Source organism: Rothia sp. HMSC071C12 (assembly GCF_001813895.1).
Taxonomy (GTDB): Bacteria; Actinomycetota; Actinomycetes; order Actinomycetales; family Micrococcaceae; genus Rothia; species Rothia mucilaginosa.
In genome coordinates, this window is the sequence record NZ_KV814378.1 from 151,532 (window position 1) to 164,761 (window position 13,230).

At 60.8% G+C, this 13,230-nt stretch carries 6 protein-coding genes and 1 CRISPR repeat array; of the genes, 1 reads left to right on the forward strand and 5 read right to left on the reverse strand.

Features of this window, described 5'->3' with window-relative positions; genetic code table 11:
- Window positions 1-2,687: NHL repeat-containing protein (locus tag HMPREF2942_RS08375; RefSeq protein ID WP_070688847.1), on the reverse strand; the 2,687-nt coding region annotated here is incomplete at its 3' end.
- A gap of 366 nt (window positions 2,688-3,053) precedes the next feature.
- Window positions 3,054-4,130, reverse strand: coding sequence for an S-layer homology domain-containing protein (locus HMPREF2942_RS08380; RefSeq protein WP_070688848.1), 1,077 nt, complete (start codon window positions 4,128-4,130; stop codon window positions 3,054-3,056).
- Between the two features lie 493 nt (window positions 4,131-4,623).
- Here HMPREF2942_RS08380 and HMPREF2942_RS08385 point away from each other — a divergent pair, with 493 nt between their 5' ends.
- The gene (locus HMPREF2942_RS08385; protein ID WP_070688849.1) at window positions 4,624-5,376 is read left to right on the forward strand and encodes a nicotinamide mononucleotide transporter; all 753 of its coding nucleotides are present in this window, start codon (window positions 4,624-4,626) and stop codon (window positions 5,374-5,376) included.
- Window positions 5,377-6,074: 698 nt separating this feature from the next.
- On the opposite strand, the gene HMPREF2942_RS08390 is transcribed toward HMPREF2942_RS08385, so the two are convergent.
- The 3 genes from HMPREF2942_RS08390 to cas1e form a co-directional block, all read right to left on the reverse strand.
- Complete coding sequence (locus HMPREF2942_RS08390) at window positions 6,075-6,356, reverse strand: helix-turn-helix domain-containing protein (RefSeq protein WP_070688850.1); 282 nt, start codon at window positions 6,354-6,356, stop codon at window positions 6,075-6,077.
- A gap of 308 nt (window positions 6,357-6,664) precedes the next feature.
- A CRISPR array of direct repeats spans window positions 6,665-11,758; the repeat unit is 24 nt; unit sequence GGCTCATCCCCGCTCGCGCGGGGA.
- Between the two features lie 94 nt (window positions 11,759-11,852).
- The gene (cas2e, locus tag HMPREF2942_RS08395; protein ID WP_049352937.1) at window positions 11,853-12,191 is read right to left on the reverse strand and encodes a type I-E CRISPR-associated endoribonuclease Cas2e; all 339 of its coding nucleotides are present in this window, start codon (window positions 12,189-12,191) and stop codon (window positions 11,853-11,855) included.
- A complete protein-coding gene (gene cas1e, locus HMPREF2942_RS08400; protein ID WP_070688851.1) occupies window positions 12,191-13,135 on the reverse strand; it encodes a type I-E CRISPR-associated endonuclease Cas1e in 945 nt (314 codons plus the stop codon). Before cas1e ends, cas2e begins: the two co-directional genes overlap by 1 nt.
- Window positions 13,136-13,230: the final 95 nt, after the last annotated feature.

Sequence of the window (13,230 nt, forward strand, 5' to 3'; positions counted from 1 at the left end):
TTCGGGTCAGCAGGCTTCGGGTCAGCAGGCTTCGACTCCTCAGCCTTCACACCGGTCACCGTCGGGTAACCCGCAAAGTCCAGCGAAGTCGGGGTGATACCCACCGGAGCTGCGCTCGCGTCGGTGTCCTTCACGCCAACCTTGAACTTCAGAATGGAGTTAGCCTTCAGCTGCTGAACCGATGCGGGAACGTCGTTACCCTGGCGGTCCTTGCCGGGCAGGGTGGTGTACTCGCTGGCGGTGGTAATCTCGCCGGTGGTGCCGTTGAGCACGTAGGGCAGGGTCACCTTCTCGTCGCGGTCCTTCTTGTCGAGGACCAGTACGGAGCCGTCCTTGAGCAGGGTCACGTCGTTCGCGGCTGCGCCGTTCATCTCGACCTCGCCGATGACCTCGTCAGCGCGGCCGTCGAAGACAGCCACCTTGCCGGTGCCGAAGTCGGTTACGTACACCAGGTCGCGGTCCTCATCGTGCTCCAGGGCGAGTGCCTGGGTGCCGAACTTGACGAACTTCTTGAACTCGCCGGTGGTCAGGTCGTACACGGAGATACCGGAGTTGACGCCCTTCACACCCTGGGAAGATACGTAAATCTCATTCAGCGAGTGATCCACAGCAACGTCAGAGGGGCGAACCTCAACGGTGGAATCCTCACCCTGAGTCTGGATGGTCTTCTCAACCTTGAAGGTCTTGGTGTCCACGACGAAGAGCTTGCCGCCGGTGCGCTCGGGCACGTACAGCTTGCCGCCATCGAGGAACAGGTTCATGCTGATGTAGCGGGTGCCACCGTCGGGTGCGCCCTCAAGCTGAATCTTCTCAACCTGCTTAGTCTTCAGGTCAATAGCAGAGACAAAGTAACGGCCGGTCACGAACGCCTTACCGGACTCGTGGTCAACCAAAACGGAGCGGGGGTGCTCAATCCAGTTCGGGTCGTCCTTCTTCACGCCCTCGTTGCTCCAGATGAGCTTGAGAGTCTGCTGGTCGTACACTGCCACGGAGTTGTCGGTGGTGTTGGTAACCCAGACGGTGCCGTCCACGTCATCAACGGTCACGCCGTACGCGGAGGTGTAACCATACTGGCCCTTGTCGTTCTTCTTCACGGGCAGCTCGGCGAAAGCCTCGGTCTGCAGGGTGTCTGCATCCACGCGTGCCAGGGAGGAAGCGAGGCCGCCGCGTGCACCCACGGTGGGCACGAACAGCTTGTGGTTCTTCTTGGAGTAGCCAACCTGGAACTGGCCGGGCAGACCCTGAATGATGTTCGCAACGCTACCGTTTGCGTCCACGGTGCGGTGTGCCTCGGTGGAGGGGGTGGTGGTGTCGGTTGCCTTGGTGGTCTTGGTGGCGGTTGCCGGGTAGCCCTGGAACTCGCGGGTTTCGGGGGTGACCTGCTTGACCTCGGAGTTGTCGCCCGCGGTTGCGGTGACCTTGAACTTCAGGATGGAGTTCGCCTGAATCTCGGAGGTCTTGGCGGGAACCTCGTTGCCCTGCTTGTCCTTAGAAGGCTTGCTGGTGACCTGGCTGGAGGTACTGACGGTACCGGTGGTACCGTCGAGGACGTAGGGCACGGTTGCGGTTGCGCCAGCCTGCTTGTCCACAGCGACCACGGAACCGTTGGGCAGCACAACCAGGTCGTTTGCCTTGCCGCCGTTCATGGCGACCTCGGCAATCAGCTTGTCCGCCGCGCCGCCGTCAATCACGCCGACCTTGCCGGTGCCGAAGTCAGAGACGTACACCAGGTCATTCGCCTCGTCATTGTCCAGGGCGAGTGCCTGGGTGCCGACCGGGATGAACTTCTTGAACTCGTGGGTGGTCGCATCGTAGATGGACACGCCGGAGTTCGCGCCCTTCACACCCTGGGAGGAGACGTAGATTTCGTTCTGGGAGTGGTCAATCGCGATGTCGGAGGGGCGAACCTCACCCTCAGCGTTGCCCTTGGTGTCGAAGCTGCTCTCTACCTTGAAGGTCTTGGTGTCGATGACGAAAATCTTGCCGCCGGTACGCTCGGGAACGTACAGCTTACCGCCATCAACCAGGATGTTCATGCTGATGTAGCGGGTGCCGCCGTCGGGTGCGCCTTCGAGCTGGATCTTCTCAACCTGCTTGGTCTTCAGGTCGATAGCGGATACGAAGAAGCGGCCGGTCACGAACGCCTTGCCGGACTCGTGGTCAACCAGAACGGAGCGGGGGTGCTCAATCCAGTTCGGGTCGGTCTCTGCGATACCCGCGGTGGTCCAGACCTGCTGCATCGTTGCCTGATCGTACACGGACACGGAGTTGTCGGTGGTGTTGGTAACCCAGACGGTGCCGTCTACATCGTCAACGGTGATGCCGTAAGCTGCGTCGTACTGGTAGCCCTTGTCGTTCTTGACGATGGGCAGCTCGGCGACTGCCTCAATCTTCAGGGAGTTCGCGTCAATACGAGCGATAGTAGAAACGTGCTTGTCGCGGTCAGCGGTGCCCGCAACCCAAATCTTGTTGGTCTTCTTGGAGTATGCGACCTGGAACTGACCGGGCAGGCCCTGGGTGATCTTTGCCATCGCCTTGTCGGTGATGGTGCGAGCGTCAGTGCTCTGGCTTGCCGCCGGGGTGGAGTCTGCCGCGAACGATGCGGGGATGGTGGCAACGCCGGAAATTGCCAGTGCCAGCGATCCAACGGCGAGGCCCTTGAATGCCTTGCTTGAAGCGAGGTTCATATGTATGTCCTTTTTCGTGGGTGGTGTGTGAAGGTGCGTCTCTCCCCCACCGATGGGTGGTGAGGCGCCGCGTTTTTCCTGCTCTTTGGTGTGGGTTTCATGGGCCCACGAGGAAGGAAACTAGTCTTCACACAGTATTAAGTAAGGCAACCTTTAACTTACCTTCTAGGTAATACTTACTTAGCGCACAGGATTTTGCAAGATTTTAGGCATATATAACGCAAAATTTCATATGCCAGGCACAGCCTGTCACTAAAACTCCCCGAGGTGCGGCAATACGGGGCATAACAAAACCCCCGCCTCCAGCAAAAACCAGAAGACGGGGGTTCCACACACCCCAACACACGGTGCCGGGGTGACTAAAAATTAGGAGACATACGAGAAGTCAGTGAACAGCAGGTTCTGCAGCTTGTAGCGGCGAATGAAACGAGCCAGCTCCGCGCGAGTAGTCGGCGCGGTCGGGTTGAACACACCCGAAGAATCCAGCACGATATCGTTCGCGCCAGCCCACGCAACGTAACGGTGCAGAGTACCGGCACCGAGCACGTCGCGGAAACGAGAACCAGCAGCCTCGTTCATTTCAGTCAGCTGAACCTCCGCGTTGTACTGGAACAGCACAGCCGCCAGCTCCTCGTGAGAAACCGGTGCGGTCGGGTCAATCTTGTCGCCGCCAGTGAGCGGCTCGGTGATCTTGCGGTCACGAGCCCAGTGCAGCGCATTCGCGGTCGGGCGACCTGCTGCATCCGCGAAGGGGGCAACCTCAGAGTTTTCGCTCACGCCAGCGTGACCAGCAGCGTGGTTCAGCAGAGCAATAAGCTCCTCACGGGTCACGGGGCGGTCCGGCTCAAACGCCCCAGACTGCGGGTTCGGCATCAGCCACTTCTTCTGGTTCGCCATGCGGATATCCTCAGCGAACGGGTGGCTACCCGGAACATCCTCGAAAGAGGTCCTCAGGATCTTAGTCTCAGCCACGGGGATGCGCGCAGCAATCTGGTGGGCAATCTCCTGACCCCACGGGTCGGAGCAAATATCCAGCTGCAGGGCGTGCTCGACACCCTCACCCTGCATCAGCTCGATGGGGAACTGGTCGCTACCGCTGAAGCTGTCAGCATCACCGTCAAATTCGGGGGTGAGCGGCCAGGAGCGCAGAGTTTCGAAAGAGTCGTTACGAACGTAGCCGTGGCGTACGGTCAGAGTGGTGCCTTCGGTGAGGAATTCGCGCAGACCGTGTGCAGTGTAGTTGACGGTCATACCGGTTTCGGTGATGGTGGCACGCTGAATGACGAGGCGCGGGCCTTTAGTTTCCTCGGTTGCCGGGGCAATGTTGGTGGGTGCTTCATCTGCCTGAGCGGCCTGTGCCTGCAGGGTCAGTGCGCCTGCAGCGGCGGCGGAAGCACCCTTTACGAAGAATCGTCGTGAGAGTCGATGGTTAATCAAGGGCATGATTGTCCTATTCAGTTCTTGTTTGAGTTGAGTGAGTTACGGGTGGCAGGACGCGCGGACAGCGGCGTAAACGGTGAGTGAGGCCGATACGTTGGGTTCCCTCCCCCTCTGGCGTGCGTGAGTGAGACGCAGCGTGCGGGGTGCGGGTGTCTGTCGGGCGGATGCGCGGTGAGTGAGACCGGCACGAGTTCCCTGACCCAGTCATCTAGCGTACCTTAAGGTTTCTGTTAAAGCGAAGATGAAACGGCGGTGATTTTACGCCCATTTTCGGTGTTCAGCGAGGTAGGGGCGTTATCTGGCAAGGTTTGCCGGAAGTTGGTATGGGGGTATTGGTGGGGCAGCTTTGAGGCGCTCTACACCGAGGTGTTCCGGGATGTGGAATATGTGGGCTTCTGAGGTTTTATGTGTGACACGCCGTTTCAAACCCTTTTCAAAGAGTTATAGTTATTGGTACCCTATCACTGTTTCTATATTCTCAACAAAGGAGTTACCCATGGAGGCCAAGGAATTCTCTGAGAAGGCTCTCCTCTTTTTCGCCAAGTCTAAGTACGCCGACCTTTTCGGCGTAGCACTGGTTATCACCATCGCAATCGCCTCAGGATACCTGGGCACCAGCCTCGCCAAATACGTCGACTGGGGCCCGATCACGAACTTCATTCCCCTCGGCGTGATTTCCGTGATTAACGTGGGTATTTCAATGATGTCTACCCGCCTGACCGGCCGCCTCTCAAACATCGGCAACGTGCTCGGCATTATTAACACGGCGCTGTCTGGCGCGATTGACTACATCCTGGGCAATAAGGCAGCAATCATCACCTACCCGGTGACCTTTATCGTGTACACCTTCGCGATTCGTAGGTGGCAGAACTCCGAACGCGGCAAGGCGATGGAACCGCCGACCGGCACGAAGGGGCAGCTGATTATTAGCGGCATTGTGGCCGGTTCGTTCGCGTTCTCCCTGATTGCGAACTATGTCGGTTACGACGGCAAGACCTCGTTCCTGTTCTGGATCACGACCGTAGTGTTCGGTCTCTCCCTGTCAGCAAACATTCTGAACGCGCTCAAGTTCACGATGCAGTGGCAATTCTGGTTCCTGTACAACACCGTGCAGTGCATCAAGGCGCTGACCCAGGGCAACTTCGCGAACGTCGGCAAGTACATCTTCTACATCATCAACAGCGTGGCAGCGCTCCTGCTGTGGACCCGAAGCGGCACCGCAGCCAAGGGTACCGTGGCGGTGGCGTAGGGGGCGGTTCCCGGGTTTTCGGGCGCTGACCTTTCTACCAGCTAACGCTAATGCATGAGGAGGCCCCTCGACCTGTAGCTTACTACTGCGGGCCGAGGGGCTTTACCTGTGCCCCGCGAGTGCGGGGAATACGTTGAGAGCCTTTCAATATTGCCCTTGATATAGGGCTCATCCCCGCTCACGCAGGGAACACTGAACCGTCAGCTGTTGCACACCACTCAGCGTAGGCTCATCCCCGCTCACGCAGGGAACACTTAGAAGCCCACCCCACGTCCTGCTCCCAGTCGGGCTCATCCCCGCTCGCGCGGGGAACACAAGGTCACGCCATATGCGCCCTGCTTCTGCTCGGGCTCATCCCCGCTCGCGCGGGGAGCACGTCGGCGTTGAGCTCGCGGATGCGGGCGTCGTGGGCTCATCCCCGCCCGTGCGGGGAGCACCTGATTGCCGCCCCACTTTTATGTTTTTCTCTAGACTCATCCCCGCTCGCGCGGGGAACACTGTGACTCGTGGTTGCCGTTGATGAGCTTCACGGGCTCATCCCCGCTCGCGTGGGGAACACGTTGCCAAAAGCCGTAGTGACACTCGACCACTGGGCTCATCCCCGCTCGCGTGGGGAACACTTCGCCGCGTTCACAGCAACAACCCAGCCGCCGGGCTCATCCCCGCTCACGCGGGGAATACAAGAAAAGCCCGATCATTTATCCTTCTTTTCCTTTGACCTCAACACCGTGCGGACGCGGGGTGCCGCTGTTATTCCAGCCCCATACTCGGGATTTCGGCGGGTTCTTCTCGCGCCAATCCATCCAGCGGCGCACCTCGGATTCAAAATAACCCCAGGTGCTGCCAGTCCGTGAGGCGGGGTGCAGGTCGCCCTTCTGACGGGCATTATTCACGGTCTTAACCTCCACTCCAGCCATTGCCGCAACCTCTTTAGAGGACAGATACACGGTGAACTCTGTGTGTTCCTCTTTCTTTGCCATTGCTGTTATCCTTTCTTCTGCGTGTTAATGATTTTCACGCCCTTCTGTCCCCCTCGTTTGGTGGGGGTCCCCGGTGCCTTTTCCCACGCCTGTTTTTGGGCGGTGGCACCGGGGTTTTTATATTCTTGCAGTCAATAAGTAGCCAACCATCTGGACAGTATTAGTCACGACTATAATGCCTGCCAGCCCAAACGACCAGACGCCAAGACCTACTACATGTATTCGGCTTTCATCGCCATTTCTAGATGCCCTGCAGGCTCAGAGGGCAAACCCATCCAAGACCAGCGAAAAGAGAACGGCAACGCCGAAGCTCATCCCCTCGCCCGAGGGGAACACAGTGACCGCACCATGCAGAATGACCTGCAGCAGGGCTCATCCCCGCTCGCGCGGGGAACACACCGGGGCACCCTCGGCGGCCAGGCGCGCATTAGGCTCATCCCCGCTCGCGCGGGGACCACGCTCCCGAACGGCGTCTGGTACAACGCCCGCGGGGCTCATCCCCGCTCGCGCGGGGACCACAGAAATGTGGTGCTTGTAGGCGGGCGATTCCAGGGCTCGTCCCCGCTCGCGCGGGGACCACACTCAGCTTGCCTTCGCAGGTTCCGCCTCGTAGGGCTCATCCCCGCTCGCGCGGGGACCACTCGCTCGTGCTGTCCAAGTCGGGCTTGTCGGCGGGCTCATCCCCGCTCGCGCGGGGAACACCTAGCGGCCATGAACCGCGAGTTGGCGCAGTAGGGCTCATCCCCGCTCGCGCGGGGAACACTAGCATTATGCAGTCATAGCATGGTGCTATCGGGGCTCATCCCCGCTCGCGCGGGGAACACTCGGTCAGTGAGTCGGTCACGTTCATCCGGTAGGGCTCATCCCCGCTCGCGCGGGGAACACCGTCTGGGCTTGGTTGCCTGAATCTAAGGCGCGGGCTCATCCCCGCTCGCGCGGGGAACACCCTGAACTTGTGTTCGGGCAGACCTGCGCCGGGGGCTCATCCCCGCTCGCGCGGGGAACACTCACCACTGAGACAGTCGCTAAGGCTCTAGGCGGGCTCATCCCCGCTCGCGCGGGGAACACATTACTGCGCCGGGTAAGGGTGTCCTTGCCACGGGCTCATCCCCGCTCGCGCGGGGAACACTTTGCCTTTGGTGGGGCGGGTGGCGCGTAGCCGGGCTCATCCCCGCTCGCGCGGGGAACACTGCCAATGGGTCAACGTTGCAGAAGACTCCCTGGGCTCATCCCCGCTCGCGCGGGGAACACTCGAAAATCTCTTCATGGTGGACGGTCTCGACGGGCTCATCCCCGCTCGCGCGGGGAACACCCGGGTGAAGACGGGCGAACTGAGATTCACCCGGGCTCATCCCCGCTCGCGCGGGGAACACGCTTGTTGGCTGCCTTCAGCTTGGTTCGTGGTGGGCTCATCCCCGCTCGCGCGGGGAACACTTTTTTGGCTTCTTCGAGTTTGTCGTGGACAAGGGCTCATCCCCGCTCGCGCGGGGAACACGGACGTGCTGGTCTGCTGCGACTTCAGGGGTGGGGCTCATCCCCGCTCGCGCGGGGAACACGGAATAACACCATGAAAAAGATGACTGTCGATGGGCTCATCCCCGCTCGCGCGGGGAACACCCTGGAAAGTAGAGCGCGTGGAGCGCCTGTTCGGGCTCATCCCCGCTCGCGCGGGGAACACCAGGGGTGAACCTCTGAAGCGCCTGCCTGGCAGGGCTCATCCCCGCTCGCGCGGGGAACACCTCTGGTGGCTGATGCTGCTGCTGCGAGGGTAGGGCTCATCCCCGCTCGCGCGGGGAACACCTGTGGTCATACGCGCTCAGCACTTCGATGGCGGGCTCATCCCCGCTCGCGCGGGGAACACACCGATAAGGTAACCGCATGAGAGGGCGGTGGGGGCTCATCCCCGCTCGCGCGGGGAACACGCGTATGCGTCTGCGAGCGCGGGCCAGGTGCCGGGCTCATCCCCGCTCGCGCGGGGAACACGAGACGCCTGCTGCCACCATAGTGTCACCATTGGGCTCATCCCCGCTCGCGCGGGGAACACCGCAGCCTTGCCCGCATCTTCCAGCGGATTTGGGGCTCATCCCCGCTCGCGCGGGGAACACTTTACATTGATGCCGTTGAACAGGACGGTGAAGGGCTCATCCCCGCTCGCGCGGGGAACACTGTTCAATATGCATTTACCGTATCAAACGGTGGGGCTCATCCCCGCTCGCGCGGGGAACACACTCGCCGGTGCCCGGGTGGTTCGATAGGTAGGAGGGCTCATCCCCGCTCGCGCGGGGAACACTCTGTTTTGTAAAACTGATTTGCCATGATGAAGGGCTCATCCCCGCTCGCGCGGGGAACACCGGCGCGGGGGTCTGCTCATTGACCGTTTCCGGGGCTCATCCCCGCTCGCGCGGGGAACACCGCCTCCAACATTGCGCAGCTCTCGATTCACAGGGCTCATCCCCGCTCGCGCGGGGAACACGGCGCGTACTACATCGCAGAAATGATTAGCCAGGGCTCATCCCCGCTCGCGCGGGGAACACGCAATGGGTCTAGTTCAGGTCATCGGCGCGACGGGCTCATCCCCGCTCGCGCGGGGAACACTACCGTGTCCAGTTTTGGCGTAATCATGGCCGCGGGCTCATCCCCGCTCGCGCGGGGAACACTGTCCACATTGTGCCCACCGACCGAGAAACCAGGGCTCATCCCCGCTCGCGCGGGGAACACGGCCTTATCGGGATTATGGGCCTCGTTCTCTTGGGCTCATCCCCGCTCGCGCGGGGAACACCCAGATGTCGTTTTTGGGGTATTTGGTTTTGTAGGCTCATCCCCGCTCGCGCGGGGAACACATCACGGTATCCAGATCAGAGCGTCCGACAATGGGCTCATCCCCGCTCGCGCGGGGAACACCCACTCAATCGAGACATGGTCTACGTTTTGCCGGGCTCATCCCCGCTCGCGCGGGGAACACATTTTCCCGTAGTGTGCGGGGTGGATCGGGTCGGGCTCATCCCCGCTCGCGCGGGGAACACCCTATCGCGGCTAGTTTCTGGGACATGCTACAGGGCTCATCCCCGCTCGCGCGGGGAACACCGCGGCGGTTAGGCGCTCTTTGAGCTTTGCGTGGGCTCATCCCCGCTCGCGCGGGGAACACTACCTGGCAAACCACCCGGGCACCGGCGAAAAGGGCTCATCCCCGCTCGCGCGGGGAACACTGCCAGTGGGTGAACGTAACAGCGGACTCGCTGGGCTCATCCCCGCTCGCGCGGGGAACACGCGAAGAACCTTATTGCTGGTATCGCTGGTTTGGGCTCATCCCCGCTCGCGCGGGGAACACCTTATCGGGATAAGATCGCGACGAATCTAAACGGGCTCATCCCCGCTCGCGCGGGGAACACAAGGCTCTAAACGCACTTACGGAAAGCGCGTCGGGCTCATCCCCGCTCGCGCGGGGAACACTTAATAATACGCTTGTGCCCGCCGTGAAAACCGGGCTCATCCCCGCTCGCGCGGGGAACACTTTTTGCCATGATGCTAGGTGAAGTTTTTCCGGGGCTCATCCCCGCTCGCGCGGGGAACACTTTCGGTGATTCTCAGGTAACCGAGAAGTCCGGGGCTCATCCCCGCTCGCGCGGGGAACACTTGCCGGGGCATGGCCTTTTTTACCCAGCAGCGGGCTCATCCCCGCTCGCGCGGGGAACACTTCATCTTCACAGTCGCCTGTGAAAGAAGCTCGGGCTCATCCCCGCTCGCGCGGGGAACACTGAGCCTCCACAATGCCAGGCATCCACTGCACGGGCTCATCCCCGCTCGCGCGGGGAACACGCTACGCTTAGGGCCTAGTGTGGAGACGCCGCGGGCTCATCCCCGCTCGCGCGGGGAACACAGCACATGATGAGGGCCCCAACCCACACCCGGGGGCTCATCCCCGCTCGCGCGGGGAACACTGTGGGTTGAGGATATGATGGCTGCTATCGCTGGGCTCATCCCCGCTCGCGCGGGGAACACGCATGGCATCAGCGTCACCTCGACTCCCGCACGGGCTCATCCCCGCTCGCGCGGGGAACACAAACCGAGGACGACGCACCTCTGTTCACCCCGGGGCTCATCCCCGCTCGCGCGGGGAACACTCCTTATCCGAAGGGACAATGTGAATGATGCTGGGCTCATCCCCGCTCGCGCGGGGAACACGATGAACCAGTATGTCTTTTTATGGCCGGAATGGGCTCATCCCCGCTCGCGCGGGGAACACCTTGACCAAGTAGTTGTAGAACTGCTCTGACAGGGCTCATCCCCGCTCGCGCGGGGAACACTCGTGCGCGCTGGTTCTGCTGTCGATTCTGGCGGGCTCATCCCCGCTCGCGCGGGGAACACTCGGGCCGGGGTCAGCCGCCGAGAAGCTACCCGGGCTCATCCCCGCTCGCGCGGGGAACACATTGTATCGCGCATTGTCCAGGGCGTGCAACCGGGCTCATCCCCGCTCGCGCGGGGAACACCGACGCTCTGACCGGCCCTTACCGTAGGCAACGGGCTCATCCCCGCTCGCGCGGGGAACACGCTTGGAAACAGTGTTGTCTTCAATGCCCGAAGGGCTCATCCCCGCTCGCGCGGGGAACACCCTAGCTCACGGTCGCTAGCGCGCAGCACATCGGGCTCATCCCCGCTCGCGCGGGGAACACTGGGAAATGCTTCTAGCGGATATTCCCCCTAAGGGCTCATCCCCGCTCGCGCGGGGAACACGCACTCATCCTGGTGGGCACCCTGCCCCTGGCGGGCTCATCCCCGCTCGCGCGGGGAACACTTTGTGGACGGCGTGCAGGTGAACGGTTATTCGGGCTCATCCCCGCTCGCGCGGGGAACACCACCGCTCCAAGAACTTTAGAATGACCGTTCGGGGCTCATCCCCGCTCGCGCGGGGAACACTTCCAGATTTCGCGGCAGAACTCGACGGCCTCGGGCTCATCCCCGCTCGCGCGGGGAACACGCGGAGCACCTCATAGGTCGAGAACGCGCCCGGGGCTCATCCCCGCTCGCGCGGGGAACACTCGAAGACCGTAGTATCAATGGTGATAGTCTCGGGCTCATCCCCGCTCGCGCGGGGAACACGTGAACACCATCTTTCGCGCCTGCATGGTTCCGGGCTCATCCCCGCTCGCGCGGGGAACACGAAGGTGGCGAGCGCAGCAGGCGGCGGCGGCGGGGCTCATCCCCGCTCGCGCGGGGAACACGGTGCGTCCACGGGCTAATCTTCTTCGGTTCGGGGCTCATCCCCGCTCGCGCGGGGAACACGATCGACATGACCATATCCTTTCATGGGGGGTGGGCTCATCCCCGCTCGCGCGGGGAACACCTCTTCAACATTCGTAACGTTAGTAAACTGCCGGGCTCATCCCCGCTCGCGCGGGGAACACACTTGCTGACATGGGACTTTACCCCCTACATCAGCAAAATAGAATCACTTTGGAGCCAGAGCCTGACTCCAGAATACACGATAAGCAGCCACTACTAACCCCGGCGAGCACGACGATATCTACTCGCCTTACTCCACCCAGATTTCGGCACCGTTTTACGAACAACCGGACGATAAATCAGCTTCACCCCCTCAAAATCGACAGGCTCCCAATCCGCATTATTCACCCGAAACTCAAGCCGCTGCTCATTATCCGCCGGAAACACCATCGTCGCTCTACCAGTACCACCCGACTCCAACACACGCGCCCACAACTTCTCACGAATCCTAGCGCTCACACGCCCAACAAACACCCCAGGATTAATCTCCAAAAGCCACTTCGTCAAATCACCGCGAAGACTCACCGGACAAGCAGACAAAACAATAACAATCATCAGTCCACCTCTCCATCGCTATAATTCATGCCACCGCGCTGAGCCTCACCCTGCTCATTCCACAAACCCACAACATCCAACTCAAGCATCTCCTCAGGAAGCTCTTCCGGCACTAACAGACGCTGAATATCCCGCACAACTCGCTCCATCACCTTCTCAGAGCGAATACGGTCACGCACCGCCCTGCGCGTCACAGACCCAATATCCATCCCCTCCGTATAGCCAGCAACCACCTCAAATGCAGCAGGAATCGTAATCTCAGCCTTATACAAATCAGCAACGTCATAGACAAAAGACCAAGAATTACCGGTATGCACAAAACCCAGCCCAGGTGCACACCCCAAAGACACAATCGCCGCATGAACAATCCCATACAACGCAGCATGAGCAGCCGACAACGCCTGATTAATCGGTGACCCATCACCAAAATTATTCGGATTATACTCACGGCGCTCCCACGGAACACCAGTCCGCTCAGACCACTGCCTATACACAGAACGCACCCTAGCGCCCTCCCTACCACGCAGCTGCTGCATCGTCAGCTCGCTCGTATCCTCACCAGGAAAACGCCACTGATACATCATGCGCGCAACAGCCAAACGGCTCCGCGTATTCGACACCAGCTTCGCCTGAACAATCAACAGACGCGAAGAACGCGCCACAGACTTACCGCTCGCATAATAACGAACACCCTGCTCGCCAACCCACACCACCGTAGTACCGCACTCCCCCAACAAAGCCATCGCCTGATGAGTAATACGAGTACCCGGCCCCAACAGCAAAGCGCTCAAACTTGCAGCAGGGCAATGAACCACACCCTCTTCCTTCACAAACGTCACCGCACTATCCGCACGGGAAATCGTCGCATGCTCCACATACACAAAACTCAAACGGTCAGAACTACGAAACAGCTCAGACGAGCTCGGAGGAATAGCCCCCTGCATGATCTTCTCCTATGAACATCAGCGTGCCAGCATCGGCACAAAAGTATGAGTGAATAAAGAAAGGGCGGGGCACCATCGTATAGAACAGTCCCCCG